The following is a 15916-nucleotide window of genomic DNA, read 5'->3' as shown; positions in this document are numbered from 1 at the left end:
TCAGGCGACAACTGTCGCACGGAAGATCGTGCCGGATCCGGACACTTCGGCCTTTTCGCCGGCCGGTACGAAGACCGAGGTGCCGGGGGTCAGGTCGATGCCGTCGGCGCGCACGGAACCCGAGGTGCAGAGCAGGATCTGCGGGGTCTCGCGGGTGAGGTCGCGCGGGTCGGCGCCCTCGGCGACGACGTACCGGGAGAGGCGGAACTCGTCGATGGGGGTCGCGTAGACCTCTTCGCCGTCGGGGGACGCCTCCGGGCGCAGGACGCCGGGGTCGGCCGCCTCGAAGCGGACCACGCGCAGGAGTTCGGGGACGTCGACGTGCTTGGGGGTCAGACCGCAGCGCAGGACGTTGTCGCTGTTGGCCATGATCTCGACGCCGAGGCCGTTCAGGTAGGCGTGCGGGATACCGGCGCCGAGGTAGAGGGCCTCGCCGGGCTGGAGCCGGACGTGGTTGAGGAGCATCGCGGCGATGACTCCGGGGTCGCCCGGGTAGTGGTGGGCGAGGCCGGCGTACGGGGCGTAGTCGCCGCCGAGGCGGGCGCAGGCGACGGTGGTCTCGGCGACCGTACGGGCCATGTCGTCCGGGTCGGCGCTCAGCACCGCCGTGAGGACCTCGCGCAGCGCCGCCTCCTCCGGGTGGGCGCGCAGCAGGTCGACGTACGGCTTGAGGGAGTCGACGTCGAGGGCGGCGAGGAGTGCGGCGGCCTCCTCGGGGGCGCGGAAGCCGCACAGGCCGTCGAACTCGGTGAGGGCGCAGATCAGTTCGGGCTTGTGGTTGGCGTCCTTGTAGTTGCGGTGCGGGGCGTCGATCGGGACGCCCCGGCGCTCCTCGTCCTCGTAGCCCTCCCGTGCCTGTTCGAGGTCGGGGTGCACCTGCAGGGAGAGGGGGGCGCCGGCGGCGAGGAGCTTCAGCAGGAACGGGAGCCGGGGGCCGAACCTGGCGACGGCGGCGCGGCCGAGTTCCTTCGCCGGGTCCTCGGCGACGACCTCGTTGAGCGGACCGCGCCCGGTGCGCGAGGGTGCGCCCGGGTGGGCGCCCATCCACATCTCCGCCTGCGGTTCGCCGGTCGGCTCGACGCCGAGCAGCCGGGGGATGGCGGTGGTGGAACCCCAGGCGTAGGGGCGGACGGTGTTGTCGAGGCGGTCCATCGGTGTCTTCTTCTCCATACGTGCGCTGCGCGGCCCGCTGGGCGCGGGCGTCGATCGGGAAGCGTGGTGTCAGGGGCGCCGGTCGCGGGGCCGGACACCCTCTGCGGGCGCCGGACGCGAGGTCACGCCCAAGATCAGGCCCCCGAAGCGAGCGCCAGGTAAACGGCGGCGAAATCCGTGATGGCGATCAGCTCGGCGAGGGTTTCCAGTTCGCCGCCCTCCTCGGGTTCGAGTTCGCTGATCGCGGTGTCGTGGCTGAGGGCGAGTTCGCGGGCGGCGGGGGCGGCGCTGATCCCGCCGATGGGACGGTCGCGGAGCAGCACCACGCGCGCGTGCAGTGCCTGTGCCTCCTCGACGCGGTCCCGGAAGAAGTCGTCGGGGTCCGCGCCGGCGGCGAGGGCGCCCGCGAGCAGCACGCTGTGCGAGGCGAGCGCCTCGGGCAGTTCGGCGGTGAGCGCGGGGCGGCCGGCGAGTTCGGCGAGCGCGGCGGTGAAACGACGGCCGGCCGGGCCCGCCGAGGTGCCCTCCGTCCAGATCACCGGGAGCGCCTCGGCCAGTTCGACGGCGAGCGTCTTGGCGGGGTTGCTGTAGGCCGCGATGGCCGGGCCGCAGCGCTCGGCGACGCGGTCGAGACGGTCGGCGACCTTCTGCAGCGCCTGGGGCGGGGCCGAGACCAGGCCGGTGCGGTCGAGGAGGACGAGCAGCGGGGTGAGCAGCGCCCAGAGCACGCCGGGGGCCGAGGCCGCCTGGGTCCCGTCCTGCTCGTACGGGGCGGTCGCCATCGGTACGAAGAGGCCGTGGGCGCCTTCCACCCACTCGGCGAGGGGGGAGCCGGCGGGGGCGACGGCCGCGACGGTGCTGCCGCGCCGGTAGGCCTGCTCGATGAGCAGTTCCAGGCCGGGTTCGCTGCCGTCGGGGGTGGCGATCAGCAGGAGGTCGACGGGGCCCGCCCAGCCGGGCAGGTCCCAGCGCAGGGCGCCTCCGGCGGGGGCGACGCCCGTGGGGGTGAGCCGGGTGAGGGGGCAGCTCGCTCCGGCGAGGGTGCCGAGCAGTTCGGCGACGCCGGTGGCGGCCATGCCGGGGCCCGCGATCAGGACGGCGCGCGGGCGGCCGTCGGGCTTCAGCTCGGAGATGCCGGCCTCGGTGGCGTGCCGGACCGCGGTGCGTACCCGGGCGCCGGCCTCGGCGGCACCGCGGAGCAGGGCCCGCCGGTCCGCCCGGGTGAGCGCGTCGGGATCGTCGAGGAGCGATTCGTCGAGCATGGGGTCGGTAGCCTCCGATCGCCGGGGGCGCTTGCGCGTGAGCCGCCGGGGTCGCTTGCACGGGGTCGCTCGCGGGAGGTGCCGAGCGGTGCTGGGTCGGACCGGGTGCCGGCCGGGTGTGCGCCGGTCGCCGATCGGGACGGCCGCGTCGCCGTCGTCCGTGCGGGCGGCTGTGCCGTCGCTCGTCCTCGGGTGCCGTGGCTCGTCGTCGTGCCTGCCGCGCCGTCGGCCCGCCCGCGGGCGGGGACAGCGCCGCTGTCGCCTCGCGTACGGCGGTCGCGGCGCCGTGTGCGCGAGGCGGATGCGTCGGTTACGCGGGGCGCCGGGCCTCGTCGACCAGGAGTACGGGGATGCCGTCGCGGACCGGGTAGGCGAGGCCGCAGTCCGCTCCCGTGCAGATCAGCTCGGTCTCCTGCTCCTTGAGCGGGGCATGGCAGGCCGGGCAGGCGAGGATCTCCAGGAGGCCGGCTTCGAGCGGCATGGGGTGTCCTTCCGAAACGGTGGATGCGGCCTGGTCAGGGTACCGCTGTGGGAAGCCTGTTGCCGGGGCGCGCCACCGGTTCGCCCGGCGCGCGGAACGGGTACGCGGGTCTCCGCGGCCCACGTCCGCTTCGTATCCGCGCCCGCGCCGGCCCCGCCGCCGACCGGGCCGGCGCGGGCGTGGTGACCGAACGCCCGGGCCCGGCCTCGGGTGGACCGACGTGGGCAGAGCCTGCCGGGCACGGCGGACCGGCCGGGACGAGGCCGCCGGGACGGTCGCGGCAGCCGGTCGGGGCCACCGGGTTCGCTCCAGGCAGACCCGCCACGGACGGCGGGTCGGGCCGAGGCTGCTGTGCCGCTGCCCCTGCCCCTGCCCCTGCCGGGCGACGGTGTCCGGCGTCGAGGGGCGGGGGGCGGGTGTCAGGCTCTGATGATCGTCAGTACCTCGTCCCGGACCCTTGCCATCGTCGCCTCGTCGCGGGCCTCGGCGTTGAGGCGGAGAAGGGGTTCGGTGTTGGAGGGGCGGACGTTGAACCACGTGTCCCCGAGCGTGACCGTGAGGCCGTCGAGCTCGTCGAGGACGACGCCCTCGCGGCCCTCGTAGGCGGCCCTGACGGCGGCGAGGCGGGCCGCCTGGTCGTCCACGGTGGAGTTGATCTCGCCGGAGCCCACGTAGCGGTCGTATTCCGCGACGAGTCCGGAGAGCGGGCCGTCCTGGCCGCCGAGGGCGGCGAGGACGTGGAGGGCGGCCAGCATGCCGGTGTCGGCGTTCCAGAAGTCGCGGAAGTAGTAGTGCGCGGAGTGCTCGCCGCCGAAGATCGCGCCGGAGGTGGCCATCTCGGCCTTGATGAAGGAGTGGCCGACGCGGGTGCGGACCGGGGTACCGCCGTGCTCGCGGACGACCTCCGGGACCGACCAGGAGGTGATGAGGTTGTGGATGACCGTGCCGCCGCCGTTCCGGTCCAGTTCGCGGGCGGCGACCAGCGCGGTGATGGCGGACGGGGAGACCGGCTCGCCCCGCTCGTCGACGACGAAGCAGCGGTCGGCGTCGCCGTCGAAGGCGAGCCCGAGGTCGGCCCCCTCCTCGCGGACGCGCTTCTGGAGGTCGACGATGTTCGCCGGGTCGAGGGGGTTGGCCTCGTGGTTCGGGAAGGTGCCGTCCAGTTCGAAGTACACCGGGACGAGCTCCAGCGGCAGGCCGGAGAACACGGTGGGCACGGTGTGCCCGCCCATGCCGTTGCCCGCGTCGACGACGACCTTCAGGGGGCGGATCGAGGTCAGGTCGACGAGCGAGCGGAGGTACGCCGCGTAGTCCTCCAACGTCTCCCGCCGCGTGATCGTTCCGGGCGTGGCGTCCGAGGCCGGGGCGGTGCCGGAGTCGAGCCAGGTCTCGGCGAGCCGGCGGATCTCGGAGAGGCCGGTGTCCTGGCCGACGGGGGCCGCGCCCGCCCGGCACATCTTGATGCCGTTGTACCGGGCCGGGTTGTGCGAGGCGGTGAACATGGCGCCCGGCAGGCCGAGCGCGCCCGACGCGTAGTAGAGCTGGTCGGTGGAGCAGAGGCCGATCTCGGTCACGTCGACCCCTCGTGCCGCGGCGCCGCGTGCGAAGGCGCGGGAGAGGCCGGGCGACGACGGCCGCATGTCGTGCCCGATCACGATGGCGCCGGCTCCGGTCACTTGGACGAAGGCGGCACCGAACAGCTCGGCGAGCGGCTCGTCCCACTGGTCCGGGACCACCCCGCGTACGTCGTACGCCTTCACGAGCTGCGACAGATCAGCAGTCACGGCCAACCCTCCAGGAGTCCACTTCGGTCACCACAAACTACCCGTCCGGGATGACGGCGAGCTGTGCCGAGCCCGAGTGGAGCGCATACGTGACCTGCGAACCGTCCCCGTCATCCGGGGGAAACCCGCCCGTCTCGAGGCAGCGTCCGCGAACCTCAGGGCAGCATCCAGGAGAGGACCGGCGAGCTCTGTCCCACCACGATCAGGCACATGATGAGCAGCAGTCCGAGGCTCCAGGGCAGCACCTTGCGCAGCAGGTCGCCCTCGCGGCCGTCGAGCCCGACGGCCGCGCAGGCGATCGTCAGGTTCTGCGGCGAGATCATCTTGCCGAGGACACCGCCCGAACTGTTGGCGGCGGCGAGGAGTTCGGGTGACAGTCCCGACTCCCGGGCGGCGCTGACCTGGAGAGCGCCGAAGAGGGCGTTGGAGGAGGTGTCGGAGCCGGAGACCGCCACACCGAACCACCCCAGGACGGGTGACAGGAAGGCGAGTCCGGATCCGGCCGCCGCCACGAAGTGGCCGATCGTGGCGGCCTGTCCGGAGAGGTTCATGACGTAGGCGAGGGCCAGCACGGACGTCACGGTCAGGATCGCGAACCTCAACTCGTGCACGGTCGCGAGCCATTCCCGGACCGCCACGCGCGCGTGCACCCCGAGTACGACGGCCGTGCACAGCCCCGCGAGCAGCACGAGGGTGCCGCCGGTCGCCACGATCGGCCAGGTGAAGACGTTCCCGCCCACCGTCAGGCCGTTCGGGCCGACGACGTCGAGGAAGGGCCAGTCGTACGTGCGGGTCGCCCGCGCCAGCCAGTCCTTCACGGCCGGGATCTGCGCGATCGAGAAGACCGTGACGATCAGGGCGTACGGGGCGTAGGCGCGCACGACTTCGCGGCGCGGGTCCCTCTCGTCGAGTTCCTCGCTGCGCGCACCGGTCAGGACCGACGCCCGTACGGCTTCGGCCGCGGGCACGCGCGCGTGCGGTACGGCGATCAGGGCGGCGGCTCCGGCCAAGGCGGCGCCGATGTCGGCGAGTTGCGCGGAGACGTGGTTCGAGACGGCGAACTGGACGGCGGCGAAGGCGACTCCGCAGGCGAGGGCGGGTATCCAGGTCTCGCGCAGTCCGCGCCGGCCGTCGACGAGGCCGACCAGGACGAGGGGCACGACCAGCGCGAGCAGCGGGGTCTGCCGGCCCACCAGCGAGGCGACGGAGTCCAGCGGCAGGCCGGTGACTTGGGCGAGGGTCACGACCGGGGTGGCCATCGCGCCGAAGGCGACCGGCGCGGTGTTGGCGACGAGGGCGACGACCGCCGCGCGCACCGGGTCGAAGCCGAGGGCGACCAGCATCACGGAGCAGATCGCGACGGGTGCGCCGAATCCGGCTAGAGCCTCCAGCAGCGCGCCGAAGCAGAAGGCGACCACGAGCGCCTGGACGCGTGGATCGTCGGACAGGCGCCCGAACGAGCGGCGCAGGATGTCGAAGTGCCGGGTGCGGACGGTCATCCGGTACACCCACAGGGCGTTGACGACGATCCACAGGATGGGGAACAGGCCGAACGCGGCGCCCTGAGCGGCGCTGGAGAGCGTCTGGTCCACCGGCATGCCGTAGGCGAGGCAGGCGACCAGCGAAGCCGTCAGAAGGCCCGCCAGGCCCGCCAGGTGGGCTTTGAGCCGGACGCCGCCGAGCAGGATCAGGACGACGAGGAGGGGCAGGGCCGCCACGAGGGCGGACAGGCCGAGCGAGTCGGCGACGGGTCGCAGTTCCTGGACGTACACGGACGCCTCCCCGGATTCCGTGATGCGGAAAGCGATTTCACACGGATACCGGAATCGTCATGTCCGCGACAACTTCACGTCAATGGGTGTGCGCCGCCCGAGGGAATCGGCGTCCGGGAAGGGTGCGGCGGAGAGGCGGGCCGCGGGGTACGGCGGGAGGGCGCGGCGCGGAGAACCGCGCGCGTCCGCGAGGGCGACGCTCAGTTCTCGGGCGAGCGCAGGATCCGCAGGTGGCCGCGGCGCGCGACCTCCATCGGGTCCACCGAGCGGGCGCTGCCGCCCTCCGCCGCGCGCTTCTGCGGACGGGCCGCCTCGCGCACAGCGTTCGCCAGCGCCTCCAGATCGTCGCCGCTGGGGCGCGCGGGACCGGAGGAGTCGGCGAGGCGGACGACCTCCCAGCCGCGCGGCGCGGTGAGGCGCTCGGAGTGCTCGGCGCACAGGTCGTAGCAGTGGGGTTCGGCGTAGGTGGCGAGCGGGCCGAGAACCGCGGTCGAGTCGGCGTAGACGTACGTCAGCGTCGCGACGGCGGGACGGCCGCAAGCGGTGCGCGAACAGCGACGTACAAGGCTCACGACGTTGGACGGTACCGCACTCTTGAGCGGGCCGCGACGACTCTCCCCCAGGTCATCCCACCGTGTCGTCCTGTGAGACGCCCCACACCGCTTCCGGAGCATCCGACCCTGACCTGGGGCGACATCGGGTGTCGAGATACCGAACAGACCTGAATCCGGTCACCACTTGGTGCGAATCATGCCAATTGCCATGTCAGAGACGGTCTTGGAGAGATGCGGAATCGAGCTGAATCTTGACCGGAACGGTCATCGGGCGTCATTCGGAAGACGGGCCGGGCCGGGGCCGCCGGCTGTCGGACCGCCGCCGGACCGCCGGCGACCGCCGCGTGGGACCGGGCGGCCGGGCCGGGCGGGGACTACTCTTCGTCAGTGATGGACAACCCCGTACCGCCCCGTGCCGCAGCAGCCGGTCCCCGTCGTCGTGACCGCCACGGCAGGGGCATGCGCGGCCCCGTGGCGCCGCCCCAGGTACCGCTCGCGGCGAGCCGTGCCGAGGTCTTCGCGGACCTCGTGCAGGACTCCGTCGAACGGCTGGAGCGACGCTGGCCACAGCTGGCGGACATCGACTTCATGGTCCTCGAAGTCCCCCGCCTGGAGCGCTCGGGCGAGAACTGGAGCGACGAGGCGGTGCCGCTGGGCGGCACGATCGCGGCGCGCGAGGGACATCCCGCACGCGTGGTCGTCTACCGCCGTCCGATCGAGATCCGCACCAAGGGGCGCGACGAGCGCGCCGCCCTGGTGCACGAGGTCGTCGTGGAGCAGGTCGCGGAACTGCTGGGCCTGACGCCGGAGACGGTCGACCCGCGGTACGGCGAGGACTGAGAACCGCCGGGAACGCTCGCTCCGGCCCGGGCGGATCACCGGCCCCCGTCACTGCTTGAGCAGCACCGAGAGGTCCTGTTCGGTGTCCGGCACCGAGACCGTCCCGCGGTCGTCCGGGAGACCCTGGATGGTGAACGCGGGAACGCCCTCCTGGGTCGCCGAGAGCATCCGGGAGGCGTAGACGGGGCCTCCGGAGACCGGCTCGACGGTCAGGGCGTACGTGCCCTTGAGACCGCTCGGGACGGGTGCCTCGACGTTCTGGGTGGTCCCGCCCTTGATGGTGAACGTCTTCGACACGGCCGTGCCGCCCCTGCTGCCCGCGGACGCGGTGACCTTGATCCTGGCCCCCTCGCCCGGGGCGGTCACGGCGAGCGTGGACCCCTTGGCGGTGTTGTCGGCGACCGTCGCACGGGCGCCCACCGGAGCGGTGGCCGGAATGAACGCGGTCTCCTGATCGGCTCCCTTGCCCCGCACCACCAGCAGGGCGGCGACGACCGGCACGGACGAGCCGGTGGGGGTGAGCACCAGGGAGCCCGCCTCGCCGCGGGTGACGTCCCCGAGGTCGACGGCGGAGGTCATACCGGCCTTCACGTGCAGCGTCTCGTTGCCCGCCGGGGTGATCGTCCCCGAGGGCGAGGCGAGGCGGACCTTCAGGTCGGCGTCCGTGTCACCGGGCGCGAAGGCGACCAGGCGCACGGAGGTGGCGTCCTTGGGGATGCCCGGCATGACGAGACTGCCCGCGGGGTCGGCGGAGGACGCCAGCCAGTCGCCGCCGGTCTTGGCGTCGAGCGCCTGCACGGCGGCTCCGACCCGGCCGCTGCGGACCTTCACATGCACGGTGAGGTCGGCCTGCGGATCGCCGGTCAGGGTGTTCAGCAGGATCGGTTCGCTGGCGTGCGCCTGGACCGTGATCCCGTCGGCCACCGTGGACTTGAGCGTGCCGTCCTTGCCGTACAGATCGATGTCGACGACCGCCGCGGCGTCGTCCGGGTTCGTCAGATGCACGTAATCGGTGCGCTGCGCGGCGGTGCTGGCGCCCGGGAACCAGAACTCGGTGTCGGGCGCGGTGCAGTTGGTGCCGAGCAGACCGCGCCCGGCGCCCGCGGCGACCTCGGTGGTCTCCTGGACCGTCCACCCGGGCGCGAACTTGCCCGACGCGAGGCCGACGAGGGCGGGCGCGTCGGCACCCGAGGTGTCGCCGGCCGCCGGCTTGCCGGGCTCCTTGGGCTGGACGACGGGCTTGGCGGCCTTGGCACCGCTCTTCTTACCGTCGGACGAGTCGGATGAGTCGGACGACTCCTCGGCGGCGGCCTGGAGTTGAGCCTTGCCGCTGCCGCTCGCACCCTCCACGACGGGCGTGAAGGACGTGTACGTGGTGTCCGCGATGTCGGAGCTGCTCGGCTGCGGGCAGAGCAGGCTGGTGCGCTCCACGGGCAGCCGCGCGGCCGTGGCGGACGCGCTGTCGCCGGAGGTGCCGGCCGGCTTGAGGGTCGCGAACCCGGTGACGGCGGCGAGCGCGGTCGCCGCGGCGATCAGGGACAGGGTGGTGCGGTTCACTGATGGCTCCCGTCGGGGCGCTCACTGTCGTTGCCGTGCGGGGGCCGCGGGTCGTACGCCGGGTCGTAGCCCTGCTCGCCCGTCTCGTAGCCCTGGCCCCGGGAATCGAAGGGCCTGCCGTCGGCGTCGTAGCCCTGGCCGTAGTTCTGGTCGTACGCCGCCGTGCCGCCGTAGGCGTACGGGTCGTACTGGCCGCCCTGGTAGGGATCCGCCTGGTACGGCTGCTGGTAGGTGCCCGCCGGGTACCCCTGCTGTTCCTGCTGTCCCTCGTACTGCTCGCCGCCGTAGGTGTCGTACTCGGCGTTCGCGTAACTCGGGCTGTCCCATTCGCCGTACGCCTGCTGATGCGGGACCACGGCCGGGATCTCCCCGTCCTCGTCCGCGTCGGTGTCGGCGTCCGCGGGGAACCCGCCGTCGGACTCCGGGTCGGCGTCCGGCCGTCCGGACTCCGCCTCGGCCTCGGCCTGGGCGCGCAGACGGCGGGCGCGGCGGCCGTCGCCCGTCATGTCCTCGGCGGTTACGGGCTGCTGCTCCTCGGGGAGGTCGTCGTCGATGTCCCGGCGCCGCCCGGGGAGGGCGAGCACCACGAGGACCAGGGCGAGGGCGCCCTGGGCCCACAGCCAGGCCGTGTGGCTCAGCGGTGCGTCGAACGTGACGTCCAGCCTGCCGCCGTCGGCGGGCAGCCGGAAGCCCTGGGCCCAGCCGTCGACCGTGGTGCGGGTCAGCGGCTTGCCGTCCAGGGTCGCCGTCCAGCCTGCGTCGGCGCTGTCGGCCAGCCGCAGGAGGCGGCCCTCGTCACCGGCGGGGACCGTGGTGTGCACCTCGACCGGACCGGCGGCGATGGACTCCGGGGCACCCGACGCGGGGACGATCGCGGCGCGTGAGACCTGCTGGTCGACGCGCCACAGGGCGCTGCCGTCCTGCTGGCTCAGCCGGGACAGGCCCGTGGTGGCGTCCAGGACACGGCTCACCTCGCGCGGCGCGCCCTTGCTGACCAGGACGTAACGCACGGCGAAGCCGCCGAGCTGGTCGGCCTGGTCGGCGCCGGAGCCCGCCACGAGGTTGGCGACGACCTTGTCGAGCTTCTTGTTCTCGCCGTCGGCCGAGGCGAGTTCGGCGTCGCCGAGACGGGCGCCGGAGCCGCGGACGAGGACGTAGCGGACCCTGGCGGCCGAACTGCTGTCGAGGACGAGGGTGCGGGCCTGGTCGCGCGTACCGCTCTCCTCGGCGACGAACGCGGGCACCTGCACCGGGTCGCGGCGCTCGACGGGTCCGTCGGCGCCGCGGATGATCCATCCGGCCGCGACGAGCAGGGGGCCCGCGGCGCACGCGAAGGCGACGAGCGCGGCCACCGGCTGGCGCCAGCCGAAGCTCTGCTCGGCGACCCGCGCGCGTGCCCCGTCGGAGCCGACGGCGGCGGCGGCGAGCAGCGCGAGACCGTACACGAGGGTGGCGGGTCCCGCCCAGGTGGAGCGGTTGGACAGGGCCGCGAAGACGAGTGCCACGACGGCGATGACCCAGGCGGTCCTGATCCCCGCCTGGCGCTCGGAGCGCAGCAGTGCGGCCAGGGCGGCCAGCACGATGCCGAAGAGCATCAGTCCGCTGACGGTGCCCGGCCCGCCGGGGCTGGCGCTGAGCAGGTCGAGCGCGGAGGCCGTGCTCGCGCCGTAGTCCAGGCCGGCCTGCCGGAAGAAGCCGAACGGCAGCAGGGTCAGCGACCAGGGGGCGAGGACCAGCAGCGGGGTGCCGAGCTGGGCCAGGAACCGCAGCCCGTAGGCGGGGATCTCCCTGCGTCGCACCACGAGGAGCGCGACACCGAGGACCAGCGCGATGGGCCACACGATCGGGGTGAACGCCGTCGTGAAGGTCAACAGCAGGGCGTACGCCCAGGTCGCGCGCCAGCTGCCGCGCGCGCGGGAGCCGTTCGCGAGACCGCTCGCCGCGATGCCCGCGCGCGCGATGAGCGGCAGCAGGATCGCGAGGACGGCGGTGCCGATACGGCCGCCCGCCAGCGCGCCGGTGGCGGCGGGCAGGAAGGCGTAGGCGACGGACGCCCAGGCCCGCAGGAGCCGGGACTCGACGAGGGGCCGTGAGGCGAAGTACGCGGCGAAGCCGGCCAGCGGCACGGATCCCACGAGGAGGACGGTGACCGCGAGTCCGGTGGAGCCGAGGAGCGCGGAGGCCAGCAGTGCGACGAGCGCGAGGTAGGGCGGAGCGGACTGGGTGGAGCCCGCGCCGACCGGATGCCAGCCGTCGAGGTAGCGCGCCCACAGTTCGGAGGCGTCGGCGGGGGCGGGCAGCAGCGCACCGCCCGCGAGGGCCCCGCCGCCGAGCAGTTGACGGCACGCGAGGAGCGAGACGAACAGGAGCACCAGGAAGAGCATCGGGCCGGGGTTGCGCGCGATGCGCTTGATCCGGGCGAACTGCTCGATCTCCAGGAAGTCTCCGTCGTCGCCGCCCGGTCCGGACTCGACGGCGCCTCCGTGCCGTCCGGCGCCCGTGGTGACGTCGGCGTCGGAGCGGCTCGTCAGGTTGCCGGCGGCCTGCTCGAGGGTGGCCCTGACGGTGGCGCCCGGAGGCGGGAACAGGGGGCGCAACTCGCCTTTGTCGACCTGCGGGCGGCCGCGCCTGCGCCGTCCGGCGATGATCCGCTCGGGGCGCAGCAGGGTGCCCAGGAGGCCGCGGATCTCGTCGACGGCCTGCCCGGGGACCTTGCCCACGAGGTAGGCGAGCGTGCGCAGCAGGGTGCCGAGGACGAGGCGGATCAGGATCCAGGGGAGCTGCGCGGTGCGGGCGTTGACGAGGAGGGTGTAGACGGCGCCCGCTTTGTCGACCTTGTGCGGGGAGGCGGCGGTGCGGCCCACGCAGTCGACGGCGCGGCGCTCGCGGGAGGCCGCCTCGGCGTGCCGTACGACGGCTTCCGGGGCGACGAGGACCCGGTGGCCGGCGGCCTGGGCGCGCCAGCACAGGTCGACGTCGTCGCGCATGAGGGGCAGCCGGCGGTCGAAGCCGCCGAGCTCCTCGAAGACGTCGCGGCGGATCAGCATGCCCGCGGTGGACACGGAGAGCACGGGGTGGACGTGGTCGTGCTGGCCCTGGTCCTGCTCGCGTCGGTCGAGACCGGTCCAGCGGCGGCCCGAGTTGGCGATGGTGACGCCGACCTCGAGGAGTTGCCGGCGGTCGTACCAGCCGCGGAGCTTGGGGCCGACGACGGCCACGTCCTGGCCGGCTTCCTGCTCGTTCTCCACGACGCGCAGCAGCTGGGCCAGCGCGTCGGGCTCGGGGGCGCTGTCGTCGTGCAGCAGCCAGAGCCACTGCTCGGGCTCGCCGTGCGGGAGGTCCGGCATGTCGTAGGCGTCGTCGCGCCAGCTGCGGGTGACGGGGTCCCAGCCGCTCGGACGCTTGAGGTAGGGCAGGTCGTCCGGGGTCAGTTCGGGGGCGGTGCGGGACGCCTCCTCGACGGCCTGGCCGAAGCCGGTGCGCCGCGCCAGGTGCAGCACGCGGTCGGCGCCGAGCGCCTCGGTGAGCAGCTGGGCGGATTCGTCCGCGCTGCCGGTGTCGGCCGCCACCGCGTTCTGCACGGGGCGGTCCTGGCCGAGCAGCCCGGCGAGCGCCTGTGGCAGCCAGCGGGCGCCGTCGTGGGAGACGAGCACCGCGGTCACCACGTGGCGCGGAAACTCAGGGGCGGCAGCGGCGTCGTTACTGGCTGCCGAAAGGCTGTGCACGGACATCGAGGTACGGGCCCCGGTTCGATGGACTGCGGTGGACGTCTGTGTCCGGCGGGGACAGCGGGACGTCTCGGACGAGGGCCCACACTAACGGCTGGGAAAGACGACGGCCCGCCGCCTGTGGATAACCCACACGCGACGGGCCGTTCCTTACGTAAGAGTGTGTGCCGTTTGGTCGGTGGCACCCGCGGGTGCCACCGGTGTTCCGCGTCCGCTTCTCCGTACGACGATTTTCAGACAGCGGCCTTCTTCAGACGGCGCCGTTCCCGCTCGGACAGACCGCCCCAGATGCCGAACCGTTCGTCGTTGGCGAGCGCGTATTCGAGGCACTCGGAGCGGACTTCGCAGGCGAGGCAGACCTTCTTGGCCTCGCGGGTGGAGCCGCCCTTCTCGGGGAAGAAGGACTCGGGGTCGGTCTGGGCGCACAGCGCGCGCTCCTGCCAGCCGAGTTCCTCGTCCGCGTCGTCGACCAGCAGTTGCTGCACCAGCTCGGTCATGTGCGCCCCTCGTCTGTCTTTCGCGTCCCCGTGATGCTGCCGTTACCGATCCCGGCTGAACGACACGAGTGAAATTACAAGTGTGCCGATCCGGGCCAGTCAAGCCGAGATCTGCTATTGGGCCCCTTATTCACTCTGCGGAACCAAGGCTATGCGGAAAGTGTTCAAATCGGCATAAACCCTGACAGCCCAAGAGGTCCAGGTCAGACGCCCGTCTCCTCACAGAGGGGGACGTCCAGGCGTTCGATCTCGTTCCGACGCAGACCCCGAAGCGAATCTGATCACATTTGGATCACGGGTCCGCGGCGAGGTTTGTTCACCCGGTTGTGCGCCATGTGTCCGGGGAGTCGCCTGAACAAACCTTTCGCCTGCCAGATGAACCGGATGAGGTGAAACATCTCTCGCATACCGGACATGCAGTTGACAGTCGAGGTGTGAACCGGTGTCCTTGTGGGCATGCTCGCCCACTTGGCATCCACCTCGACCCGCACCGCCGGGTCCCTCGGTGCTGCCCACGCGCGCTGTAGCTGTTGTTGCTGTTCCAGCTGTTGAGCCCTACCGCGCTCCGGCTGCCTCGCCGCCACTGAGGCGCATCCCGCCCCCACCGGGGCCACTGCCCGCACCAGGGCTCCTCCCCGCTCCCCACCCGGGCGGAATCCCCGCCCGCGACCCGGGCGGAAACGGCCAGCGACACCCCAGCACTCTCCCGCCGAGGAACCACCGCATCCATGAACAGCGACAACGACCTCCAGATCGCCGGCGACATCCTCGAAGTCCCGCACCTGCTCCAGCCGCCGCGCGAACACCCCTCCACCGTGGCCGAGTTCGCCGGCCTGGCGCGTTCCATCGCCGCCGACAGGTCCCAGTGGGAACACCTCGTCCGCTACGACGCCTCCTCGCGCTGGTACCACCGGCTCCGCACGGGGCCCGGCTACGAGGTGTGGCTCCTGTCCTGGGTGCCCGGACAGGCCAGCGGGCTGCACGACCACGGCGGATCCTCCGGCGTGCTGACCGTCCTGGACGGCGCGCTGACCGAGCACACCGAGCGGGGCACGCGCGCCCTGGGCTCCGGCGCGCAGCGCGTGTTCGCGCCCGGCTATGTCCACGAGGTCGTCAACGACGCGCTCGAACCGGCCGTCAGCCTGCACATCTATTACCCGGGTCTCACCGAGATGCCGATGCACGCGGCGCGTTGCGCTGTCGCCGAAACCGTGTGACGCGATCGCGCCGGAGAGCGGCCCGCCGTCACCTGGGTCTCGTAACCGGCTGACACGTTGTCGTACCCGCCTGCGAGACTGAACCCCATGCGCATTGTGGTTCTGGCAGGCGGTATCGGTGGTGCACGGTTCCTGCGTGGTCTCCAGCGGGCCGTGCCGGACGCCGACATCACGGTCATCGGCAACACCGGCGACGACATCCACCTCTTCGGGCTGAAGGTCTGCCCGGACCTCGACACGGTGATGTACACGCTCGGCGGCGGCATCAACGAGGAGCAGGGCTGGGGGCGGGCCGACGAGACCTTCCACCTGAAGGAGGAGCTCGCGGCGTACGGGCTGGGACCCGAGTGGTTCGGGCTCGGCGACCGGGACTTCGCGACGCACATCGTGCGGACGCAGATGCTGGGCGCGGGCTATCCGCTCAGCGCCGTCACGGAAGCCCTGTGCGACCGGTGGAAGCCGGGCGTGCGTCTCATCCCCATGTCCGACGACCGGGTCGAGACCCATGTCGCCGTCACGCTGCCGGAGGGCGACCCGGCCGGGGCCGCGGGCGAGCGCAAGGTGATCCATTTCCAGGAGTACTGGGTGCGGCTGCGGGCCTCCGTGCCGGCCGAGGCGATCGTGCCGGTCGGCGCCGAACAGGCGAAGCCCGCTCCCGGGGTGCTGGAGGCCATCGCCGGGGCGGACGTCATCCTCTTCCCTCCGTCCAACCCCGTGGTCTCCGTCGGCACCATCCTCGCCGTGCCCGGCATCCGCGAGGCCATCGCCGAGGCGGGCGTCCCGGTCGTCGGCCTCTCCCCCATCGTCGGTGACGCGCCCGTGCGGGGCATGGCCGACAAGGTGCTGGCCGCGGTGGGCGTCGAGTCCACCGCCGCCGCGGTCGCCGAGCACTACGGCTCGGGCCTGCTGGACGGCTGGCTCGTCGACACGGTCGACGCCTCCGTCGTGGAGCGCGTCGAGGCGGCCGGCATCCGCTGCCGGGCCGTACCGCTGATGATGTCCGACCTCGACGCGACGGCGCGCATGGCGCGGGAGGCGCTGGCGCTGGCGGAGGAGGTACGGACGCCGTGAG

General features: G+C 72.9%; 12 protein-coding genes. 3 read left to right on the top strand and 9 right to left on the bottom strand.

The features are described 5' to 3' along the window. The 6 genes from manA to OG780_RS25230 all read right to left on the bottom strand — a co-directional run bounded on the left by manA (window position 1) and on the right by OG780_RS25230 (window position 7125). Window positions 1–1152, bottom strand: coding sequence for a mannose-6-phosphate isomerase, class I (gene manA, locus OG780_RS25255; protein WP_328451778.1), 1152 nt, complete (start codon window positions 1150–1152; stop codon window positions 1–3). Window positions 1153–1286: 134 nt separating this feature from the next. Beyond that, on the bottom strand, window positions 1287–2414 hold the full coding sequence (locus OG780_RS25250; RefSeq protein ID WP_328451776.1) for an SIS domain-containing protein: 1128 nt from the start codon (window positions 2412–2414) through the stop codon (window positions 1287–1289). A gap of 310 nt (window positions 2415–2724) precedes the next feature. Continuing rightward, on the bottom strand, window positions 2725–2895 hold the full coding sequence (locus OG780_RS25245; protein WP_078943765.1) for a Trm112 family protein: 171 nt from the start codon (window positions 2893–2895) through the stop codon (window positions 2725–2727). A 419-nt stretch (window positions 2896–3314) separates the two neighbouring features. Next, window positions 3315–4679 (bottom strand): phosphomannomutase/phosphoglucomutase, encoded by a 1365-nt coding sequence (locus OG780_RS25240; RefSeq protein WP_328451773.1) that lies wholly within the window; start codon window positions 4677–4679, stop codon window positions 3315–3317. A 155-nt stretch (window positions 4680–4834) separates the two neighbouring features. Further along, window positions 4835–6451 carry an L-lactate permease gene (locus tag OG780_RS25235; RefSeq protein ID WP_328451771.1) on the bottom strand — a complete coding sequence of 539 codons (1617 nt, stop codon included), beginning with the start codon at window positions 6449–6451 and terminating at the stop codon, window positions 4835–4837. 200 nt (window positions 6452–6651) lie between these two features. Further along, the gene (locus OG780_RS25230) at window positions 6652–7125 is read right to left on the bottom strand and encodes a DUF3499 domain-containing protein (RefSeq protein WP_328451769.1); all 474 of its coding nucleotides are present in this window, start codon (window positions 7123–7125) and stop codon (window positions 6652–6654) included. A gap of 270 nt (window positions 7126–7395) precedes the next feature. Here OG780_RS25230 and OG780_RS25225 point away from each other — a divergent pair, with 270 nt between their 5' ends. Next, a complete protein-coding gene (locus tag OG780_RS25225; RefSeq protein ID WP_328458369.1) occupies window positions 7396–7845 on the top strand; it encodes a metallopeptidase family protein in 450 nt (149 codons plus the stop codon). Between the two features lie 48 nt (window positions 7846–7893). Here the strand turns inward: OG780_RS25225 and OG780_RS25220 are convergent, their stop codons facing one another. The 3 genes from OG780_RS25220 to OG780_RS25210 form a co-directional block, all read right to left on the bottom strand. After that, on the bottom strand, window positions 7894–9402 hold the full coding sequence (locus OG780_RS25220; RefSeq protein WP_328451767.1) for a DUF5719 family protein: 1509 nt from the start codon (window positions 9400–9402) through the stop codon (window positions 7894–7896). After that, complete coding sequence (locus tag OG780_RS25215; protein ID WP_328451765.1) at window positions 9399–13133, bottom strand: glycosyltransferase family 2 protein; 3735 nt, start codon at window positions 13131–13133, stop codon at window positions 9399–9401. Before OG780_RS25215 ends, OG780_RS25220 begins: the two co-directional genes overlap by 4 nt. Window positions 13134–13363: 230 nt before the next feature. Next, window positions 13364–13627 carry a WhiB family transcriptional regulator gene (locus tag OG780_RS25210; protein ID WP_003975777.1) on the bottom strand — a complete coding sequence of 88 codons (264 nt, stop codon included), beginning with the start codon at window positions 13625–13627 and terminating at the stop codon, window positions 13364–13366. Window positions 13628–14355: 728 nt separating this feature from the next. On the opposite strand from OG780_RS25210, the gene OG780_RS25205 reads away from it, so the two are divergent. Together OG780_RS25205 and cofD are read left to right on the top strand one after the other, a co-directional pair. Next, on the top strand, window positions 14356–14844 hold the full coding sequence (locus tag OG780_RS25205; RefSeq protein ID WP_328451763.1) for a cysteine dioxygenase: 489 nt from the start codon (window positions 14356–14358) through the stop codon (window positions 14842–14844). Between the two features lie 87 nt (window positions 14845–14931). After that, entirely contained in the window at window positions 14932–15915 is a 984-nt protein-coding gene (gene cofD / locus OG780_RS25200; protein WP_326787383.1) for a 2-phospho-L-lactate transferase, read from the top strand. The last annotated feature ends 1 nt before the right edge of the window (window position 15916 follow it).

This window comes from Streptomyces sp. NBC_00386 (assembly GCF_036063235.1).
In the GTDB taxonomy this organism is placed as follows: domain Bacteria; phylum Actinomycetota; class Actinomycetes; order Streptomycetales; family Streptomycetaceae; genus Streptomyces.
Note: the sequence above shows the minus strand (reverse complement) of the source record. Positions and strands in the feature narration are given on the sequence as shown.

Bases quoted from the DNA above. Each gene is read 5' to 3' on its own strand.
- manA (WP_328451778.1), bottom strand. From the start codon at position 1,152: ATGGACCGCCTCGACAACACCGTCCGCCCCTACGCCTGGGGTTCCACC.
- OG780_RS25250 (WP_328451776.1), bottom strand. From the start codon at position 2,414: ATGCTCGACGAATCGCTCCTCGACGATCCCGACGCGCTCACCCGGGCG.
- OG780_RS25245 (WP_078943765.1), bottom strand. From the start codon at position 2,895: ATGCCGCTCGAAGCCGGCCTCCTGGAGATCCTCGCCTGCCCGGCCTGC.
- OG780_RS25230 (WP_328451769.1), bottom strand. From the start codon at position 7,125: ATGCTCCGGAAGCGGTGTGGGGCGTCTCACAGGACGACACGGTGGGAT.
- OG780_RS25225 (WP_328458369.1), top strand. From the start codon at position 7,396: ATGGACAACCCCGTACCGCCCCGTGCCGCAGCAGCCGGTCCCCGTCGT.
- OG780_RS25215 (WP_328451765.1), bottom strand. From the start codon at position 13,133: ATGTCCGTGCACAGCCTTTCGGCAGCCAGTAACGACGCCGCTGCCGCC.
- OG780_RS25210 (WP_003975777.1), bottom strand. From the start codon at position 13,627: ATGACCGAGCTGGTGCAGCAACTGCTGGTCGACGACGCGGACGAGGAA.
- OG780_RS25205 (WP_328451763.1), top strand. From the start codon at position 14,356: ATGAACAGCGACAACGACCTCCAGATCGCCGGCGACATCCTCGAAGTC.
- cofD (WP_326787383.1), top strand. From the start codon at position 14,932: ATGCGCATTGTGGTTCTGGCAGGCGGTATCGGTGGTGCACGGTTCCTG.